15 protein-coding genes are annotated in these 19450 nt (G+C 72.2%); 1 reads left to right on the plus strand and 14 read right to left on the minus strand.

Annotation, left to right across the window (positions count from 1 at the left end; genetic code table 11):
• The first annotated feature begins 11 nt into the window (after nt 1-11).
• Complete coding sequence (locus IEY98_RS09645) at nt 12-602, plus strand: class I SAM-dependent methyltransferase (protein WP_189209861.1); 591 nt, start codon at nt 12-14, stop codon at nt 600-602.
• Here the strand turns inward: IEY98_RS09645 and IEY98_RS09650 are convergent.
• From IEY98_RS09650 to IEY98_RS09715, 14 genes are all read right to left on the minus strand, one after another.
• The gene (locus IEY98_RS09650; RefSeq protein ID WP_189209862.1) at nt 592-864 is read right to left on the minus strand and encodes a hypothetical protein; all 273 of its coding nucleotides are present in this window, start codon (nt 862-864) and stop codon (nt 592-594) included. The two genes, IEY98_RS09645 and IEY98_RS09650, sit on opposite strands and share 11 nt — an antisense overlap.
• A gap of 1 nt (nt 865) precedes the next feature.
• Entirely contained in the window at nt 866-1045 is a 180-nt protein-coding gene (locus tag IEY98_RS09655) for a DUF6104 family protein (protein ID WP_189209863.1), read from the minus strand.
• 33 nt (nt 1046-1078) lie between these two features.
• Nucleotides 1079-4756 (minus strand): multifunctional oxoglutarate decarboxylase/oxoglutarate dehydrogenase thiamine pyrophosphate-binding subunit/dihydrolipoyllysine-residue succinyltransferase subunit, encoded by a 3678-nt coding sequence (locus IEY98_RS09660; protein WP_189209864.1) that lies wholly within the window; start codon nt 4754-4756, stop codon nt 1079-1081.
• A gap of 166 nt (nt 4757-4922) precedes the next feature.
• Nucleotides 4923-6770, minus strand: a complete 1848-nt coding sequence (locus IEY98_RS09665) for a DUF8189 domain-containing protein (RefSeq protein ID WP_505606712.1) — start codon at nt 6768-6770, stop codon at nt 4923-4925.
• A 23-nt stretch (nt 6771-6793) separates the two neighbouring features.
• The gene (locus tag IEY98_RS09670; RefSeq protein ID WP_189209866.1) at nt 6794-11032 is read right to left on the minus strand and encodes an ABC transporter ATP-binding protein; all 4239 of its coding nucleotides are present in this window, start codon (nt 11030-11032) and stop codon (nt 6794-6796) included.
• A gap of 63 nt (nt 11033-11095) precedes the next feature.
• Nucleotides 11096-11998, minus strand: a complete 903-nt coding sequence (locus tag IEY98_RS09675) for an ABC transporter permease subunit (RefSeq protein ID WP_189209867.1) — start codon at nt 11996-11998, stop codon at nt 11096-11098.
• Nucleotides 11998-13269: an ATP-binding cassette domain-containing protein gene (locus IEY98_RS09680; RefSeq protein ID WP_189209868.1), complete on the minus strand. Its 1272-nt coding sequence runs from the start codon at nt 13267-13269 to the stop codon at nt 11998-12000. Before IEY98_RS09680 ends, IEY98_RS09675 begins: the two co-directional genes overlap by 1 nt.
• Before the next feature lie 78 nt (nt 13270-13347).
• Nucleotides 13348-13638 (minus strand): hypothetical protein, encoded by a 291-nt coding sequence (locus tag IEY98_RS09685; RefSeq protein WP_189209869.1) that lies wholly within the window; start codon nt 13636-13638, stop codon nt 13348-13350.
• On the minus strand, nt 13638-13835 hold the full coding sequence (locus tag IEY98_RS09690) for a hypothetical protein (protein WP_189209870.1): 198 nt from the start codon (nt 13833-13835) through the stop codon (nt 13638-13640). The genes IEY98_RS09685 and IEY98_RS09690 overlap by 1 nt, the downstream gene beginning before the upstream one ends.
• Before the next feature lie 402 nt (nt 13836-14237).
• On the minus strand, nt 14238-15353 hold the full coding sequence (ald, locus tag IEY98_RS09695) for an alanine dehydrogenase (RefSeq protein WP_189209871.1): 1116 nt from the start codon (nt 15351-15353) through the stop codon (nt 14238-14240).
• Nucleotides 15354-15470: 117 nt separating this feature from the next.
• Nucleotides 15471-16934, minus strand: coding sequence for a PucR family transcriptional regulator (locus IEY98_RS09700; RefSeq protein WP_189209872.1), 1464 nt, complete (start codon nt 16932-16934; stop codon nt 15471-15473).
• Between the two features lie 11 nt (nt 16935-16945).
• A complete protein-coding gene (locus tag IEY98_RS09705; RefSeq protein ID WP_229786704.1) occupies nt 16946-17788 on the minus strand; it encodes an SGNH/GDSL hydrolase family protein in 843 nt (280 codons plus the stop codon).
• Between the two features lie 255 nt (nt 17789-18043).
• Complete coding sequence (locus IEY98_RS09710) at nt 18044-18889, minus strand: SGNH/GDSL hydrolase family protein (RefSeq protein WP_229786705.1); 846 nt, start codon at nt 18887-18889, stop codon at nt 18044-18046.
• Between the two features lie 25 nt (nt 18890-18914).
• Nucleotides 18915-19412 carry a hypothetical protein gene (locus tag IEY98_RS09715; RefSeq protein WP_189209874.1) on the minus strand — a complete coding sequence of 166 codons (498 nt, stop codon included), beginning with the start codon at nt 19410-19412 and terminating at the stop codon, nt 18915-18917.
• Nucleotides 19413-19450: the final 38 nt, after the last annotated feature.

A 19450-nucleotide genomic window follows, 5' to 3' on the forward strand; every position in this document is an offset into this window, starting at 1 on the left:
TAGTCGGCGGCATGTTCGATGAAGCCTCTTGGGAAGACCGGTACAGCTCCCGCACCGCCGTCTGGAGCGGGCGGCCCAACCCGCAGCTGGTGGCCGAGGCCGCCGACCTGACCCCCGGCACGGCGCTCGACGCGGGCTGCGGCGAGGGCGCCGACGCCATCTGGCTGGCCGCGCGCGGCTGGCGGGTCACCGGCGCCGACTTCGCCACCACGGCCCTGCGGCGCGCCGCCGAGCACCCCGGTGGCGATCGGGTGCGCTGGCGGCACGTCGACCTCACCACCTGGACCCCGGACGAGCGCTACGACCTGGTGTCCGCCCATTTCCTGCACATGCCCGAGCAGTACGCGCTGTACGCGCGGCTGGCGGGCGCCGTCGCGCCGGGCGGGCGGCTGCTGATCGTCGGCCACCACCGCAGCGACCTCGAGACCACTGTCGGCAGGCCGAACCTGCCCGACCTGCTCCACACCGCCGAGGAGCTGACCCGCGTCGTCGACGACGGCTGGGACATCCAGGTCGCCGAGGACCGCCCGAGGGTCGCGGTCGACCCCGACGGCAACGACGTCACCATCCACGACGCCGTGCTCGTCGCCGTCAGGCGTTAGGCGGCGGACCCCACTGCTGCGGCGGCGGGTACTGGCCCGGCGGGTACTGCCCCGGCGGCGGGCCGGGCGGGTACTGGCCGTGCGGCGGCGGCCCGTACGGCCCAGGGGGCGGGCCATACGGACCCGGCGGCGGGCCGTACGGACCCGGAGGCGGGAACGGCGGCTGTTTGGGCTTGTTGCTGTTGACCAGGACGACCACCACCGTGATCAGCCCGCCCAGCACCAGCAGCAGGAACAGCAGCTGGATGACGCCGATACCCATGTCAGTCCTCGAAGTCCTCGTCGTCGCGCGCCAGGAACGTGGCGAAGCGCTCGATGGCGACCTCGAAATCCGGGTTGGCGTCGACGAAGGCGCGGAGGCGGTCCGCCAGCCAGGCCAGCGTGACCTCCTCCTCGCCGCGTCGGCTCTCCAACTCCTCGATACCGCGATCGGTGAAGTACACGATTAGTCGTTTCGGTCCGGGGTCGGGCGACCGCTAGTCAAAGGCCTTCTCGATCAGCGCGCGCTGCTCCAGCTCGTGGACCTTGCTCGACCCGGCCGACGGCGCCGACATCGGCCGCCGCGACACCCGCGACACCCGGGGGGCGTCGGGGAACAGCTCGGGGATGAGCAGGCCGTAGAACGGCCAGCTGCCCTGGTTGGCGGGCTCTTCCTGCACCCAGCGCCACGCGGTGGCGTTGGTGTACTTGTCGAACACCGCGGCCAGCTTCTTCTCCGGCACCGGGTACAGCTGCTCGACCCGCACGATCGCCACGTCCGTCGCGCCGCGCTTGTCCCGCTCGGCGAGCAGCTCGTAGTAGAGCTTGCCGGACACGAACAGCACCTTGCGCACCGCGGCCGCGTCCACCGTCGCGTCGTCGATCACCGTCTGGAACCGCGACTCGCCGGTGAAGTCCTCGACCGCGCTGACCGCGGCCTTGTTGCGCAGCATGGACTTCGGCGTGAACACGATCAGCGGGCGCTGCACGCCGTCGAGCGCGTGGCGGCGCAGCAGGTGGAAGTAGTTCGCCGGGGTCGACGGCATCGACACCGTCATCGAGCCCTCCGCGCACAGCTGCAGCCAGCGCTCGATGCGGCCGGAGGTGTGGTCGGGGCCCTGGCCCTCGTGGCCGTGCGGCAGCAGCACCACCACGTCCGAGCGCTGGCCCCACTTGGCCTCGCTGGAGGAGATGTACTCGTCGATCACCGACTGGGCGCCGTTGACGAAGTCGCCGAACTGCGCCTCCCACAGCACCAGCGCCTCCGGGTCGGCCACCGAGTAGCCGTACTCGAAGCCCAGCGCCGCGTACTCCGACAGCGCCGAGTCGTAGACCATGAACTTGCCCTGGTCGGCGCCGAGGTGCTGCAGCGGCAGGAACTCCTTGCCGGTCTTGCGGTCGATGATCGCCGCGTGCCGCTGCACGAACGTGCCGCGCCGCGAGTCCTGGCCCGCCAGCCGGATCGTGCGGCCCTCCAGCACCAGCGAGCCGAACGCCAGCAATTCGGCGAACGCCCAGTCGATGCCGCCCTCGCGGGCCATCTTCACCCGCCGCTCCAGCACCGGCTTGACCCTCGGGTGCGGGCTGAAGCCCTCCGGCAGGTTCAGGTGCGCGTCGCCGATGGTCGTCAGCACCTCGGCGGACACGCCGGTAGGCAGCTTCGCGGGCATCTGCTGGTCGGACTCGACCGACGGGCTCGGCGCGATCGGGTGCTTCTCCAGCTCCCTGACCTCGTTGAACACGTGCTCCAGCTGGCTGGAGAAGTCGCGCAGCGCCTTCTCGGCCTCCTCGACGGAGATGTCGCCGCGGCCGATCAGCGCCTCGGTGTAGCCCTTACGCACGCTGCGCTTGGCGTCGATGATGTCGTACATGCCCGGCTGCGTCATCGACGGGTCGTCGCCCTCGTTGTGCCCGCGGCGGCGGTAGCACACCAGGTCGATCACGACGTCCTTGTTGAACGTCTGCCGGTAGTCCATCGCCAGGCGAGCCACCCAGTAGCAGGCCTCCGGGTCGTCGCCGTTCACGTGGAACACCGGCGCCTGGATCATCTTCGCCACGTCCGTGGCGTACTGGCTGGACCGCGAGTGCTCGGGCGCGGTGGTGAACCCGACCTGGTTGTTGATGATGACGTGCACGGTGCCGCCGGTGCGGTAGCCGCGCAGCAGCGCCAGGTTCAGCGTCTCGGCGACCACGCCCTGCCCGGCGAACGCGGCGTCGCCGTGCAGCGCGACCGGCAGCACGGTGAAGCCCTGCTCGCCCTTGTCCAGCAGGTCCTGCTTGGCGCGGACGATGCCCTCCAGCACCGGGTCGACGGTCTCCAGGTGCGACGGGTTCGCCGTCAGCGACACCTTCGTCTCGCCGTCGCCGAACATGCGGAAGTACTTGCCCTCCGCGCCCAGGTGGTACTTCACGTCACCGGAGCCGTGCGCCTGGCCCGGGTCGAGGTTGCCCTCGAACTCCTGGAAGATCTGCGAGATCGGCTTGCCCACGATGTTGGCCAGCACGTTCAGGCGGCCGCGGTGCGGCATGCCGATGACGACCTCGTCGAGCTCGTACTCGGCAGCCTTGTCCAGCAGGGTGTCCAGCAGCGGGATGACCGACTCGCCGCCCTCCAGCGAGAACCGCTTCTGGCCGACGTACTTGGTCTGCAGGAACGTCTCGAACGCCTCGGCGGCGTTGAGCTTGCTCAGGATGTACTTCTGCACCGCAGCGGGGGGCTTCTCGTGCGGCACCTCCACCCGCTCCTGGATCCAGCGGCGCTCGGCCGGGTCCAGGATGTAGGTGTACTCGACGCCGACCGTGCGGCAGTAGGAGTCGCGCAGCACGCCCAGCACGTCGCGCAGCCGCATCTTCTCCTTGCCGCCGAACCCGCCGACCGGGAAGGTGCGGTCGAGGTCCCACAGCGTGAGCCCGTGGCTGCGCACGTCGAGGTCCTCGTGCTTGCGCTGCCGGTAGTTCAGCGGGTCGGTGTCGGCCATCAGGTGGCCGCGCGTGCGGTAGGCGTCGATCAGGCCGATGACGCGGGCGGTCTTGTCGACCGGGCCCTCGGTGATGTCCTCGGTCCAGCGGATCGGCTCGTACGGGATGCGCAGCGAGGTGAAGATGTCGTCGTAGAAGCCGTCCTCACCCAGCAGCAGCTGGTGGATGCGGCGCAGGAACTCGCCGGACTCCGCGCCCTGGATGATGCGGTGGTCGTAGGTGGACGTCAGCGTGATGATCTTGCTGATGCCCATGTCGATCAGCGTGTTCTCGGAGGCCCCCTGGAACGGTGCGGGGTACTCCATCGCGCCGACGCCCAGGATCGCGCCCTGCCCGACCTGCAGGCGCGGCACGGAGTGCACGGTGCCGATGCCGCCGGGGTTGGTCAGCGAGATCGTGGTGCCCGCGAAGTCGTCCGCGGTCAGCGAGCCGGAGCGCGCCTTGCGGATCAGGTCCTCGTAGGCCTGCCAGAACTGCTGGAAGCTCATGCCCTCGCAGCCCTTGATGGAGGCCACCACGAGGGTGCGCGAGCCGTCCTTGCCGGGCAGGTCGATGGCCAGGCCCAGGTTGACGTGCTCGGGGGTGACGGCGAAGAACTTGCCGTCGGCCTCGGCGTAGTGCCGGTTCATGTTCGGGTAGGTCTCGAGCGCCCGCACCATCGCGTAGCCGATGAGGTGGGTGAAGGAGACCTTGCCGCCCCGGGTCCGCTTGAGGTGGTTGTTGATCACGATGCGGTTGTCGGCGAGCAGCTTCGCCGGGACCGCGCGCACGCTCGTCGCGGTGGGCAGCTCCCGCGAGGCGTTCATGTTCTTGGCGATGGCCATCGCGGCGCCGCGCAGCGGGGTGCGCTCCTCGCCGTCGCCCTTCGGCTCGGCCTTCTTGACCTCCGGCTTGGCCGGGGCCTGCGCGGGCGCGGCCGCCCTGGGCGGCTCGGGGCGCGACGGCGGAGCGGGCTGCGGCTGCTTGGCGGGGGCCTGCTCGACCTGCCCGTTGCGCTCCGGCGCCTTGGTCACGGTCCCGGAGGCCTTGGCCTGCGCCGCCCCCTGGCTGGCGGCCCGCTGTGTCGGCTTGTAGTCGGCGAAGAAGTCGTGCCACGCCGGGTCTACCGACGACGGGTCGGCGAGGAACTGCTCGTACATCTCCTCGACCAGCCACTCGTTCGCACCGAACTGTGACGCGGGACTGCTGCTGGACACGGCTGGCTCTCGCCTCTATCCATACTCGATCTCATACGGAACCCGCCTCTCAGGCTAGTCCTCTCGCTGCCCGGGCGGTAAATCAGCAGGACACCCGTGAGGCAGCTCATGAAGTGGGCTGGCGCACTGAATCGGTCGAGAGATCGGTTCCGCTGGTAAGCGCCGCTCAGTCGCGCCGCGACAGCGACCGCCGCTCGACCCGGTACTGGTCGGGGATGCGCACCCCGTACCCGCACTCGCGCAGCCGCTCCCCGGCGAAGTCGACCCGCAGGTCACGGCGGCGCTCACCGGTCCCGCAGAGCAGGTGGACCTCGCCCGCCGCGTCGGTCAGCAGCGCGAGCCCACCCGGCTCCCGATGCGGAGCGCTGAACAGAGTGGTGAACCGGCACTCCGGCGACCACAGCGGCGCGGGCGTGGACTCCATGATCGAGACCGCCCGCCCGTCGTGCACGGCGAGCACGTACCGCCGGTCGGCGCCCGAGCTGATCGCGGTGACCCCCGCCGCCACGGCCCGCCCAGGCGCGTCGACCACCGCGGGCGCCGCCACCGGCGCAGCACCCCGGGCCAGCGGCCGCAGGTCGAAGAACCGGACCACCCCCTCCACGTCGTCGCCGACAGCCACGGCGAGGTAGTCCCCGATCACCTGACCACCACCGCACCGCCGCGGCCCGCGGTCGCCGGTCGGGAAGGAGAACGTGCGCGGCCCCACGACCTGCACCCGCGGCCGCCCCGGCAGCGGCCTGCAGACGAGCCGGTGCTCGCGGTAGCGGACGATGGTCAGGTCGTCGCAGTCCCCGACCACCTGCCCGCCCCACGGGTCGGCGCCGAGCAGGTCGACCGAGCCGAACCCGCCGTCGGACCGATAGACGACGGTGACCCCGCGGTCGCGGGCAACCACCGCAGGCGTTCGCGTGACCTGGGCGACCGGGGTGACGGTGGCCGTCTCGACGTCGGTGGCGACCAGCGCGCGCGGGTCGAGGTAGTCGCGCACGAGCAGCACGAGCCGGTCGCCCATCGACACCGGCACCGGCGGCCAGTGCGCCGTCCTCGGCAGCACCTCGTGTCCGCCCCACGCGCCGTCCGGCGAGCAGGAGACCGCGCACACCATTCCGCCGTGCCCGTGGGAGAAGACGAAAAGCCGCGAATCGTGCACCACGGCCACGGGGTGCTCCTCGTTTTCGGTGCCCGCGACCGTCTCGTAGGCCGACCAATTCGCCCCGTCCGCGGACCGGCACACCCCGATTCGGCTGTTCGCCGGATCCCGCGTCACGACGACGAGCCGATCCCCGAACACCACCGGGAATGGCGGCCCCGCCGTCCGCGCCCCCCGGGTCGCCTCGGTCAGGTTGACCGGGTCACTCCACTCCCGCCCATTGGCGGTGGACACGGCGTAGAGCGTGTTCGTGCCGCATTCGCCGCGGAAGAACACGTGCAACCGCCCGCCGAACACGACGGCTGCGGGCCGAGTCGATGTCCGCACCGATTCCCCACGCCCGATCCGCGCCGACTTCGCCCAGGTCCACCCGTCCGTCGAGCACACATTCACGTGCCCCGAATCCGCCGCCCCCCGCGACAGGACGAACAGCCGCCCGCCGAACGCGATAACTACTGGTTGATCCCCCGTCAGCGCTCCCGCTCGCTCACCTAACGACCGGTCATCCGACCACATGCGTCCATCCGGCGAAGTACGGTAATGGATCGTTGCGGATTCACCGGCCCGGTGGAAAAGGTAGATCAGCCCGTCGAACTCGGCCACCGACGGCCCGCTCCCACGCGGGTCGTCGCAGCCGATTGAATTGACGGCTGAACTACATTCCAGCCGGGGAAGATCGCGCACGGTTGAGCCCTCCTCGCTTCCGCCGTACAGCTTGGCCTCAGCGGCAGGGATTCGGTATTCCCGACCCGGGTGAACCCGGTTGGGCCGAACGTGCGCCCAGCGGTCGCCGCGATTGGCATTAGGCGCATCCGCCCACGATTCGCGCGGAATACACCGAGCCGCCATTCCGGCCAACATGACCGCCGACACACCCGTTCCGCTCAATGCGACCCCGCACCAGACGAGTGCGCCCACAACTCGGAGTACCGGCCCCCCGCCGCGAGCAACTCCTCGTGCGTGCCCACTTCCACGACCCGCCCGTGCTCCAACACGACGATCCGGTCGGCCCGCGCCGCCGTCGCCAGCCGGTGCGCCACCACCACCGTGGTCCGCCTGCGCGACCGCCCGGCGCTGAGCCGGTCCCCGGCCGCGAGCACCGCCGCCTCCGTCGCCGGGTCCAGCGCGGCCGTGGCCTCGTCCAGCAGCAGGATGTCGGGGTCCACCAACTCGGCCCTGGCCAGCGCCACCAACTGCCGCTGCCCCGCCGACAACCCCTGCCCCCGCTCCCCGACCTCGTGCCGGAACCCGCCGGGCAGCGACGCCACCATCGGCAGCGCCCCCACCGCCCGAACCGCCGCCTCGACCTCCGCCTCCGTCGCGTCGTCATCCCCATAGGCGACGTTGCGCGCGACATCCCCGGTGAACAGGTGCGCCTCCTGCGGCACGACCCCCAACCGCGACCGATACCCGGCCAGGTCCAACTCCCGCAGATCCACCCCGTCGACGAGCACGGCCCCCTCGGTCGGGTCGTAGAACCGCGCCAACAGCTTGACCACAGTGGACTTCCCCGCCCCGGTCGCGCCCACGAACGCCACCGTCTCACCCGGCAGGATCCGCAACGACACGTCCCGCAGCGCGGGCACGTCCGTCCCCGGATACGCGAACCCCACCCCCCGCAGCTCGATCTCGCCCTCCAGATGCGCGGGCACCGCCACCGGCCGCTCCGGCGGCGTCACGGTCGTCGGCGTCCGCAGCAGATCCCCGATCCGCCGCAACCCCACCCGCGCCTGCTGGTACCCGTCGAACACGCTGGACAACTGCTGGATCGGCGCGAAGAACAGCCCGAGGTACAGCATGAACGCCAGCAGCACGCCCGGCTGCAGGTCTCCCGCCACCACCCGCTGCGCGCCCACCAGCAGCACCGCGGCCTGGGCGAGATCGGCCAACAGCGAGACGAACGGGAAGTACGTGGCCACATACCGCTGCGCCCGCAACCGCGACCGCCGATAAGCGTCACTCCGCTCCGCGAACCGCCGCGCGGCCTGGCCCTCCCGCGTGAACGCCTGCGAGATCCGCAACCCCGACACGTTCTCCTGCATGTCGGCGTTGACCGCGCTCACCCGCTCGCGCGCCTCGGTGTAAGCGGTCGACGATAACCGCTGGAAGATCACCGTCGCGATCGCCAACACCGGCAGGATCGCCAGCGCCACCACGGCCAGCGACAGGTCGGTGAGGAGCAACCCGACCGTCACGGCGATGACCGTCAGCGCCCCGGACACGGCACTGGCCAGCCCGGTCTGGAGGAACGTGGACAGCGCGTCGACGTCGGTCGTCATCCGGGTCATGATCCGACCCGCGGGTTCGCGCTCGTAGTAGTCGAGGCCCAACCGCTGCAGGTGGGCGTAGCTGCGGACCCGTAACAGGTACAGCATCCGCTCCCCGACCCGCGCGGTGAGGATCGTGGTCAGCGCGGTGTTGACCCAGGCGATCGCGGCCAGGGTGGCTGCGGCCGCCGTGACCGTCCACAACGTCGCCGTTGACCCGGTGAGGACGCCGTCGTCGACGCCGATGCGGATCAGAGCGGGCATGGCCATGGCGATGAGGGCGTCGGCGATGACCATCAGCGCGACGAGAGCAAGCGGGGCCCGCATGGGCCGCAGGAGACGGCGCAGGCGGAACCCAGGATCGGGCGCGGTCGGATCGACACCCCGGAGGTCAGGCCGCTCCGTGGCGGGAGGCAGCGCCTCGACCTGGGCGAGGAGCTCGGGGGTCGGCGGGAGGGCGCCGATTGTGTCGGCAGGCCCACCGCCCGACCGGCCAGCCCGGCGCGGCACGGGAGGTGGAGGGGTGACGGTGCCTGGTCGACGGCGCGTGTGGGCGCGGACGTGGACCCGCTCGGAGTCGTGGGTGGTGAGGGTGGATGAGTCTAGGGCGGATTGTTCGGCAGTCGTGGATTGAGCGGCAGGGGCGGGCTCGGACTGGTCGATCCGGCGCGAGGTGCGGGCAGCGGAGGTGCGTCGGGCAGCACTGGTGCGGCTGGGGCGGGGGGCGGCTTGAGCCGGTTCTGAGGTGTCGGGGGATGAGGTGGAGGTGTCGGGGGTTGCCGACGGGTGGGGCGTGGAGGTCGTGGGTGGGATGGGGGAGGTGGCTTCGGGTTCGCGGGTTGTGGCGGGGGTTGGATGAGGGGCGGGGGTGGCGCTCGGCGTGGGGTGGGAGGAGTTGGGGGCGAGGGTGGGGTCTGCGGGGGGCGCGGCGGAGCTGTGGTTGGGGGTGGCGGAGGTGTCGGGGTTTGGGGTGGGTTCAAGAGTGGTGGGGTCGTTGGAGGCGGGAGAGGTGTCGGGAGTGGCGATGGGGTCTGGGGTGGGCCACGGGTTGGGGGTGGTGCCGGTGGAGGCGGGGGAGATGTCGGGGGTGGGGGTGGGGTCTTCGATGGCGTCGCCGGGGGTGGAGAGGAGGGCTTGGTAGAGGGGGCAGCGGGTGCGGAGTTCGGGGTCTGTGCCAACGTCGACCAGGCGGCCTGCGTCTAGGACGGCGATTCGGTCGGCCAGGGTGAGGGTGGAGCGGCGGTGGGCGATGAGGAGGGTGGTGCGGTCGGCGGTGACTTCGCGGAGGGTGTCGTGGATGGCGGATTCGGTGCCTGCGTCGACGGCGGAGGTGGCGTCGTCGAGGACCAGGACTCGGGGGTCGGAGAGGAGGGCTCGGGCCAGGGCGACGCGTTGGCGTTGGCCGCCGGAGAGGGTTAGGCCGCGTTCGCCTACGACGGTCTCGTAGCCGTTGGGGAGGGCCTCGATGAAGTCGTGGGCCTGGGCGGATTTGGCGGCGGCGCGGATGTCGTCGGGGGTTGCGTCGGGGCGGCCGTAGGCGATGTTGGCGGCGACTGTGTCGGAGAAGAGGAAGGCCTCCTCGAAGACGACGCCCACCGCCTGCCGCAGGGACGCCATGCGGAGGGTGCGGACGTCGGCGCCGCCCACCGTGACGGACCCCTCGTGGACGTCGTAGAAGCGGGGCAGGAGCAGCGACACCGTCGACTTGCCTGAACCCGCCGTGCCCACCAGGGCCAGGGTCTCGCCGGGGGACACGCGGAAGCTGACGCCGTCGAGGACCGGCTCGCTGCGGGTGTAGCCGAAGGTGACGTCGGTGAACTCCACCGCCACCGGGCCGTCGGGGACGTCGCGGGCGTCGGGGGCGTCGACGACGTCCGGCTGGGAATCGATCAGCTCGTAGACGCGCTCCACGCCCGCGCGGGCCAGCTGGGCGTTGACCACCAGGCCCGCGAGCAGACGCGTCGGGCCGACGAGGTTGGCGACATACCCCGCGAACGCCAGGAAGGTGCCGAGCGTGACCTGGCCCTTCAACGCCAGGAAGCCGCCCAGGGCCAGCACCGCGACCTGGCCTGCGATCGGCACCGCGACCAGCGTGGCGGCCGGGCGGGAGGTCAGCCGGGCGGCGCGCATGCGCTCGGCGAACAGGGTGCGCGCGCTCTCCTCCAGCCTCGCCACCTCGCGGGTCTCGCGGCCGAAGCCCTTGACCACGCGCACGCCCGTCACCGTCTCCTCGACGTGCTGGGCCAGGTCGGCGGCGCGCTGCTGGGCCGACCACGTCGCCGGGAACAGGGTGCGGCGCATGCGCACCGCCACCAGCGCCACCACGGGCGCCACGACCAGGGCGACCAGCGTCAACAGCGGCGAGAGCCACACCATCGACGCCAGCGCCACCAGCGCGAACACCACCGTGCCGATGGACAGCGGCACCATCATCAGCAGGCCCTGCACCAGCTGCAGGTCGGTGATCGACCGGGACACCACCTGCCCGGTGCGCAGCGCGTCCTGCTTGCCGCCGTCGAGGCGCTGCACCGCGCCGAAGACGGCCTGGCGCAGGTCGTGCTGGACGTCCAGGGCGAGGCGGCCGCCCAGGTAGCGGCGGACGAAGGCGCTGCCGAAGCTCAGCAGCGCCAACCCGGCCAGCGCGGCCACCAGCCACGGCAGCCGGTCGGTCGTGCCCGCCACCGCGTCGTCGACGACGAACTTGACCAGCAGCGGGCTGACCGCGACGAACCCGACGCCCACCACGGAGGCGAGCACGGACAGCACGACCAGCCCGCGGTGGCGCCAGCACGCGCCCGCCAGCCTGCGGACCCAGCCGGTCGGGACCCGGCCTGTGGAAACGGAGTCTTCCCTCACGCAGTCCACATTAGGCCGGGACCCCGAGGGGCCCGCCACGTCAATTACCGGGCTGTGGACAACTCAGGTGATGTCGCGCTTGGCGTTGCGGGCCATGCCGGTGCCGATGAACAGGGCCGTCCAGCCCAGGAAGATCAGCCCGCTCACCCACAGCGAGAACGAGCCCGCGCCGCCCGCGACCGCGCGGATCACTTCCTCGAACACGTCCTGCCGGTCGTCGCTCAGCGACGTCCCGGTCCGGTCCAGCACCACCGTCTGGATCTGGTCGATGAGCAGCGCCGACGCCGTCGAGCTGGTCAGGCCGTTCGCCGCGCCGTTGGGGAACACGCCCGCCAGGTGCTCGACCTCCAGCACGCCCATCAGCAGCAGCTCGATGAACCCGAACACCAGCGTGTAGACCAGCAGCACCACCAGCGCGGCCGTCGGCGACCCGAGCAGCGCGCCCACGCCGAGGCCCACCAGCGTCCACAGGACACACATGATCAGGCCGGCGAGGATGATCAGGAACCAGGCCTGGCCGTCCGGCAGCAGCCCGCCCTCGGCGCCCAGCAGCGTGCCCAGGCTCACGCCGACCGCGATCACCAGGCCGAACAGCAGCCCCCACAGCGCGTACACGGCCGCCTTGGCGCCCAGCACGGCCTGCCGCGAGGGCGCCGTCAGGAACGTCGTGGTGATCGTCTTGCGGCTCAGCTCGCTGGCGACGCCCAGCGCGCCGAAGATCATCGGGAAGATCGAGGCGATGTTGAACCCGCGGGTCAGCGCGATCGCCGACCAGGAGATCTCGTCGACCCGGATGTCCAGGTCCTGGATGATGTCGTCGCGCAGCGCCTCGTCGACCACGGCGGTGGTCAGGCCGGAGAAGATCCACGCCCAGCCCAGCGCCAGCGCGAACGCCGGGATCATCAGCGCCCACCACAGCTTCGTGGTGAGGATCTTGCGCAGCTCCGCGCTGATCAGCCTGCCCATCAGGCGTTACCCCCCTGGTCGGTGGACTCCGGCTTCGACTCCGGCGCGGACGGCGCCTGGTACGGCGAGGGTTCCGACGGCGCCTGGTACGGCGACGGTTCCGCCTGCTGGTAGCCGGACTGCTGGTACCCCGGCGGCGGCACGGGCTGGTGGTAGCCCGACTGGTGCGGACCGGGCGGCGGGACCGGCTGGTGGTAGCCCGACTGGTGCGCGCCCGGCGGCGGGACCGGCTGGTAGTAGCCCGATCCCTGCGGCGGCACCGGCTGGTGGTACCCGGACTGCTGGTACCCAGGCTGCTGGTAGCCGGGCTGCTGAGGAGGCTGGTAGCCCTGCGACGGAGTTCCGTACTGGACCGCCCCCGGCGCGGCGTACTGGCCGCTCGTCAGCCGGAAGAACAGCTGCTCGAGGTCGACCCGCTCCTCCTGCACCCCGTACAGCGCCACCCCGGCCTTGGCCGCGACGTCGCCGATCTGCTGGACGGTCGCGTCGGTGATGGCCACCTTGCCGTCGCCGGTCGGCTGGATGCCGCTGATCCCCGCCTCCTGCAGCGCCGTCACCAGCGCGTTCGCGTCGGCGGGCTGCACGATCACCCGCGACTGCTGCGAGCGGCGCAGGTCGTCGAGCATGCCGTAGTACATCGTCTGGCCTCGGCTGATGATGACCACCTGGTCGATCGTCTGCTCGACCTCGGCCAGCAGGTGGCTGGAGATCAGCACCGTGCGGCCGGACGCGGCGAAGGACCGCAGGAACGTGCGCAGCCAGGCGATGCCCTCCGGGTCCAGGCCGTTCGCGGGCTCGTCGAGCACCAGCACCTGCGGGTCGCCCAGCAGCGCGGTCGCCAGCGCCAGCCGCTGCTTCATGCCCAGGGAGAACCCGCCCACCGTGCGGTCGGCGGTGGCGGCGAGGCCGACAAGGCCGAGCACCTCGTCGGCGCGGCGGTCCGCCAGGCCCATCGCCGAGCAGTACACCCGCAGGTGGTTGATCGCCGAGCGCTTCGGGTGGAAGCCCTGGGCCTCCAGCACGGCGCCGACGACGCGACCGGGGTTGCCCAGGCCGGAGAACGGCTGACCGTTGATCGTCGCGTACCCGGCGGTCGGCCGGACCAGGCCGAGCAGCATCCGCAGCGTCGTGGTCTTGCCCGCCCCGTTCGGGCCCAGGAAGCCCGTCACCGAGCCGGGCTCCACGTGGAAGCTCAGGTTCTGCACCGCGGCCACCGTGCCGAAATTCTTCGTCAGGTTCTGCACCACGATGCGACCGCTACCGTCTTGCACGCGCCCTCCCGATCGCCCGGCGTGTAGTGGCGGTCATCTTGCCCCATCACATACACCCGGCGTGGGCGGACCGTCGGATCAGCGCCGGTGGCGGCGGAAGCGGCCGGACGACGGCGCGTCGCCGATCAGATGGTGGTGGGCCATCCGCCACACCTGGCACGGCCAGCGCCGGGCGCGCAGACCGGCGGGACACGCGTGGCAGCGGCCGTCGGCGTCGGGCTGGTGCACTGTCAGCAGCAGGCGCCACCCGTCGACCAGGCGGCTGATCTCGCTGCGGGCCAGCGGCAGCAGGGTGCGCTCGTCGGCGCGGACGGCGGCATCGTCGAGCATCGCCAGACGGCGCATGACGGCGGCGCGCATGTCCTCCATCAGACCCGGTCCTGGTCCACGCGGACGGCGGCCTCGCCGAGCAGGGCGGCCAACGACCGCGACTGCTGCGCCGACAGCACCGCGGACGCCCCCGGCGGCGGCACCAGCACCACCTGGTCGGCCTCGACCAGCACGGTGACCGCCCGGTCGCGGCCGAAGGGGTCGCGGCAACCGATGTTCCACCGAGGCTCCGTCACCGCCTGGTTATCGGCTCCGACGGGCGCGATCCGTAGCGGCAGCAGGGTGAATTCCCTCGCTACTCGAACTTCTCACCCGTTGGTGGGACAACGGGTGGGAAACTAATCTCAAGCAACCCCGACCCCGATGCAGCGTCGGGGTCGGTTTATGCCTAAGCTATAGACGGCGGCCCGCTCCCAGTGACCCCCAGGCTGGTTGAGCGGGCCGCCCTCACGCTCACCCCCACCTGCTCGCGGAGAGCGCTCGCCGGGGCGTTTCGGACGTCTACCCGGGGGCCGAGCCCCCGGACCCCCACGGTGCGGTTTGTTCCGACACAGCGTGAAGGCCAGGGGGAGGGCGGCTGGCTTCGGTAGGGGGCAGGCCAGGGGGAGGGCGGCCCGGTTCCGTCGATGTCGCCTTAATCAGGCCAGGGCGGTTTCGATGGGGGTGTAGTCGATGTTGTGGGCTTCGGCTACGGGGGTGTTGGTCAGGGCGCCTGCGTGGGTGTTGAGGCCCAGGGCCAGGGCGGGGTCGGCGCGGAGGGCGGACTGCCAGCCCTTGTCGGCCAGGGCCACGGCGTAGGGGAGCGTGACGTTGGTCAGGGCGAAGGTGGAGGTGCGAGGGACGGCGCCCGGCATGTTCGCCACGCAGTAGAAGACCGAGTCGTGCACGCGGTAGGTCGGGTCGGCGTGCGTGGTGGCGTGCGAGTCCTCGAAGCAGCCGCCCTGGTCGATGGCGATGTCCACCAGCACGGAGCCCGGCTTCATCTGCGCCACCAGCGCGTTGCTGATCAGCTTCGGGGCCTTCGCGCCCGGCACCAGCACCGCGCCGATGACCAGGTCGGCCTCGCGGGCGAGCTGCTCGACGGCGTAGCGGTTCGACGTGACCGTGCGGATGCGGCCGTTGAACTGGCCGTCGATCTGGCGCAGCCGGTCGACGTTCGTGTCGAGCACCTGCACCTCGGCGCCCATGCCCAGGGCGATCGTCGCGGCGTTGATGCCCGCGACACCGCCGCCGATCACCACGACCTTCGCGGGCAGCACACCCGGCACGCCGCCGGGCAGCACACCGCGGCCGCCGGACGGGCGCATCAGCGCGAACGCGCCCACCTGCGGGGCAAGGCGGCCCGCGACCTCCGACATCGGCGCCAGCAGCGGCAGCGTGCCGTTGGCCGTCTGCACCGTCTCGTACGCGATCGCCGTCGTGCCCGAGGCCATGAGCGCGCGGGTCAGCGGCTCGTCGGCGGCCAGGTGCAGGTAGGTGAACAGGGTCTGGCCCGCGCGCAGCCTCGGGTACTCCTCGGCGATCGGCTCCTTGACCTTGAGCACGAGCTCGCCCTCGGCCCACACGTCGTCCGCGGTGGGCAGGATCTTCGCGCCCGCGGCGAGGTACTCCTCGTCCGAAATCGCCGAGCCCGCGCCCGCGTCGGCCTCGACGACGACCTCGTGGCCGCGGGCGGTCAGCTCGTGCGCCCCCGCCGGGGTGAGGGCCACGCGGTACTCGTGGTTCTTGATCTCGCGGGGAACGGCGATCTTCACCGGGGTCAACCTCTCTGCGCCAGACGGGTGTTGTAAACCACGGTCGCTCAGCGAGGAGTGACTGTCATCGTACGCCTGGAACGAGATTTCCGCTGTTTGTTAGTGCTGGCAGCACAGTCAACGCCACCGTAGAGTGACCAGCTGGACCAGCAGCGCCAGCCGCACATCCGGGTCGGCCAGATCGGCTCCGACCAGCTCGGACACCTTCGCCATGCGGTAGCGCAGCGTGTTCGGGTGGATGGACAGGGCCGCCGCGGCCGCGCGCGGGTCGCCGGGGTGGCGCAGCCACTCGTAGAGGGTGTCGACCAGCCAGCCGTCGTCGGCGGCGCGCAGCCGCGCCAGCGGCCCGACCTCGGCCACCGGGCCCGCGGCGACGGCGGCGCGGTGCAGCACCAGCACCGCCCACACCTCGTCGTGCACGGCCACCGGCCCCGGCACGAGCCCGGCGCGCAGCAGCGCCAGCGCCTCGTCGGCCTCGCCGCGCGAGCGGGCCAGCTCCGCCACGTCGACCGGGGTCCCGGCCGCGACCAGCACCCCCTCCGGCAGCGCCGTCCGCAGCGCGGGCCAGCCCTCGGCGTCGGGGACGACGGCGTAGAGCAGGCCGTGCAGGTCGGCCACGGCCGGTCGGCGGCCGACGCCCTCGGTCAGCCGCTCCAGCAGGGCCAGCCGCCCGCCCTCGCCAGCGGGGACGTCCACGGCGACCACGCGGTGCGGCACGTCGGCGAGGTCCAGTTCGGCGGCGGCCAGCCTGCCGCTGCCGGTGCCCTCCAGCGCGGCGCGCACGAGTTCGGCGCTGCGGCGGCGCTCGGCGTCCTCGCGGGCGCGGCGGCGCAGCAGGTGCAGGGCGACGACCGGCGCTGCGTCGGCGAACGCGGCCGAGCGCTCCTCGGGCACCGGCCCCGGCACGACCGCCCACATCGAGCCCAGCAGCTCCCCGCCCATCCGGATCGGCACGATCAGCCGGGGCAGCGTGCCGTCCTTCTGCGCCGGGACGAAGATCGTCGTGCGGCCTCGGCTGAGGTCGCGGAACACGCCCCGCGAGCGGAACCGGGCGAGCACGTCGTCGGGGACCCGGCGGCCCATGATCGTCGACACCCGCGCGGGGTCGGTGCGGTCCTGGCGGGCCGAGTAGGCCAGCACGCGCGAGTTGGCGTCCTCGATCGTCACCGGCGCGTCGACCACCGCGGCGGCGGCGTCGGCGAGGCGGAACAGGTCGCCGAACTCCGGGCTGGCGTCGGACTCGTCGGCCGCGGCGTCGAGCACCGACCGCAGCAGCCACACCAGCTGCGCCCACGACGTGCCGGTGTGGACCTCGATCAGCGCGACGCCCGCGCGCTCGGCGGCGGCCCGCACCGCCGAGCGCGTGGCGTGCGGGGGCTTGAGCAGGACCGCGGCGGCCTCGGCGCACGCGCGGACCAGCTCGACGGGGTCGGCGACGGAGACGCCGAGCACGAGGTCGCCCGCGGCGACGGGCCTGCCCCGCTCGGCGATCACCACGTCGGCGACCTGGCGGTCGGCGGGCACGGCGACCCGCAGCAGGGTCGGCCCGACCCGGTCGACCACGCCCCGCACACTGATCATCCGTTCACCTCTCAGCCGATGGCGGCGGCGGTGATCGAGGCTACGTGGGCCTGCCCGCGCGCGTTGGGGTGCACCGGCACCGACAGCGACGTCGGGATGAAGCCCTCGACCCACTTGAGGTGCGGGAGCTGGCAGACGTCATGCCCGGTGGTGACGCCCGCGTTGACGAACACCGCGCCCGCCGCGGTGGCGTGGCGGCCGATGGTGGCGTTGAGCAGGTCCTGGATGCCCGCGAAGTGCGGCACGTCCCCGTAGGCGACCGGGACGACCGGCCAGCAGCCGCCGCGCGGGGGCAGGATGCGCAGATAGCCGACGACGACGATGTCCGCGCGCGGCGAGCGGTCCCTGATCTGCTCCACGACCTCGGTGATCCGCGGCCCGAGCGCGGCGATGCGCCGTTCGAGCTCGCCGTCGTAGTGCGCCTTGCAGGGGGCGCCGAACGGGTCGGTGAGGCTGAGGCGGGCGCAGGTGGAGATGATCTCGCCGAAGCCGACGTCGTTGCCGCCGATGGAGACGGTGACCAGGTCGGTGTCCGGGGTGAGGGCGTCGAACTGGGCGGGGTTGGGCCCGCCGGTGACGTCCTGCGGCGAGGTGAGGTCGGGGATGCGCGCGCCGCCGCAGGTGACGTCGACGAACTGCTCGGGCTGGATGCGCGCCGCGACGCCGGAGGGGTAGTTGTCGGTGGCGCGGGCGCAGCCGATGGGGTCGGTGCGGATGTTGGTCAGGGTGCCGACGGCGGCGAAGGAGTCGCCGAGGGCGACATAGCGCTGGTAGCCGCTGTCGGCGGCGGCCGGGGCGGTCAACAGGGCGGAGGCGAGCAGGGCGGGCAGGACGGCCCGGGACATCCGCGGCATCGGCGACCTCGATATCTACTTGTCGGTAGGTGGCCTGCCGATGCTGGGTTGTGTCGTCGGTCACTGTCAATCACCGGAAGGGTGAAACCGGTTCGCCTTGGCGGGGGCGCGGCTCGTGGGATGCGCCCGACTGGGCGGGGGTCGTTTCACCGCGGTGGAATATTTGGTTGACCGCTCGAACGCGCGTTCGATAGCGTTGTTCTGTGGGGGTATGCCCCCGGGTGGGAGGGGCTTGGTCTCTCGCTCGCGCGGGAGTCAGCCGAGTAGGGCTGTGACCAGGGTGACTGCGGCGGTGACTGCCATGCCTCGGGCGTTGGGGTGGATGGGGGCGGCGGGGGAGGTCGGGCGGAGGGGTTCGACCCAGCGGGTGTCGGGGGCGGCGCAGGCGTCGTGGCCGGTGGAGGCGGGGTAGGGGTCGGCGAAGAGGGCGTCGTTCTCCTTGGCGACCCGGGCCAGGGTGGTGTTGAGGAGGCGCTCGGTGGCGTCGAAGTACGCGGTGTCGCCCGCGGCGAAGGGGACGCTGGGCCAGCAGCCGGGGCCGTCGGGGAGGATGCGCAGGTAGCCGACCAGGACGACCTTCGCGCGGGGCGCGCGGCGGTGGATCTCGTCCAGGACCGCGGCGACGTCGGCCGCGGTGGCCTCGATGCGCTTGGCGAGGACGTCCTCGCCGCCCGCGGTGTAGTGGGCCTTGCAGGGCGCGCCGGTCGGGTCGGCGGCGGCGAGGCGGCCGCAGGTCGTGAGGATCTCGCCGAAGCCGATGTCGTTGCCGCCGATGGACAGCGTCACCAGCGTCGCCCGGCGGGTCACCGCGTCCAGCTGGGGCGGGTTCGCCCCGCCGGAGATCGGCTGCGGGGAGAACATGTCGCGCGTGGTCGCGCCGCCGCAGCTCGCGTCGGTGAAGGTCGTCGCGCGGATCCAGCGGGCCAGCACCGACGGGTAGTTGTGCGACGAGCGCCCGCAGCCGCCGCTCTGCACCGGGATCCCCGGCCCGGACGCGTAGGAGTCGCCCAGCGCGACGTAGTCGCGGGCGGGGGCGGCCGACGCCGGGGCGGCCGCGAGGCCGAACAGCGTCACCAGCAGGACTGCGATGCGCGAGAGCACCCGCGATACCTCCAATGTGGACGATTCAGGACGCCAGGATCCACTCCGGGACCGGCAGGTCCCGGTTGACGCACTCCTCCGACAGCCGCAGCGTCCAGCGCAGTGCCTGCGCCACCAGCAGCGCCATCTCCTCGGGGTCGGCGTTGGCCAGCGCGATCTCGATCTGCGCGGCCGCGGCGTCGGTGTCGCCGTGGACCTCGGCCAGCAGGGTGCGCACGGCGGTGCGCACCGGCGGGTCGGCCTCGTCGATGGGCACCTCGCGGCCCTCGTCGTCGAAGACCTGCATCTTCACCGGCGCCGCGCCGCCCGAGCCCAGGGCGGACACCATCGAACTGCACTCGCCGAACAGCAGCAGCATCAGCTCCCGGGCGTCGCTGTGGCTGTTGGGCGCGGCGTCGACCGCGTCGGCCACCGCGTCCAGCGCGCCGTCGTCGTGGCCTGCGCGCATGGCCGACAGCGCCGTCGACGCCGCGGCGATCAGCCGCGCTCGGCGCTGCGGGTCCGGGTCGCGTTCGGGCTCCACGCCCCCATCCTGCAATAGCGGGCCGCCGCGCGGGGAGA

Source organism: Actinokineospora fastidiosa, from assembly GCF_014648415.1.
In the GTDB taxonomy this organism is placed as follows: Bacteria; Actinomycetota; Actinomycetes; order Mycobacteriales; family Pseudonocardiaceae; genus Actinokineospora; species Actinokineospora fastidiosa.

Coding starts and splice junctions, on each gene's coding strand:
- IEY98_RS09645 (WP_189209861.1), top strand. CDS start 12: ATGTTCGATGAAGCCTCTTGGGAAGACCGGTACAGCTCCCGCACCGCC.
- IEY98_RS09650 (WP_189209862.1), bottom strand. CDS start 864: ATGGGTATCGGCGTCATCCAGCTGCTGTTCCTGCTGCTGGTGCTGGGC.
- IEY98_RS09665 (WP_505606712.1), bottom strand. CDS start 6,770: ATGTTGGCCGGAATGGCGGCTCGGTGTATTCCGCGCGAATCGTGGGCG.
- IEY98_RS09675 (WP_189209867.1), bottom strand. CDS start 11,998: ATGGGCAGGCTGATCAGCGCGGAGCTGCGCAAGATCCTCACCACGAAG.
- IEY98_RS09685 (WP_189209869.1), bottom strand. CDS start 13,638: ATGGAGGACATGCGCGCCGCCGTCATGCGCCGTCTGGCGATGCTCGAC.
- IEY98_RS09700 (WP_189209872.1), bottom strand. CDS start 16,934: ATGATCAGTGTGCGGGGCGTGGTCGACCGGGTCGGGCCGACCCTGCTG.
- IEY98_RS09705 (WP_229786704.1), bottom strand. CDS start 17,788: ATGCCGCGGATGTCCCGGGCCGTCCTGCCCGCCCTGCTCGCCTCCGCC.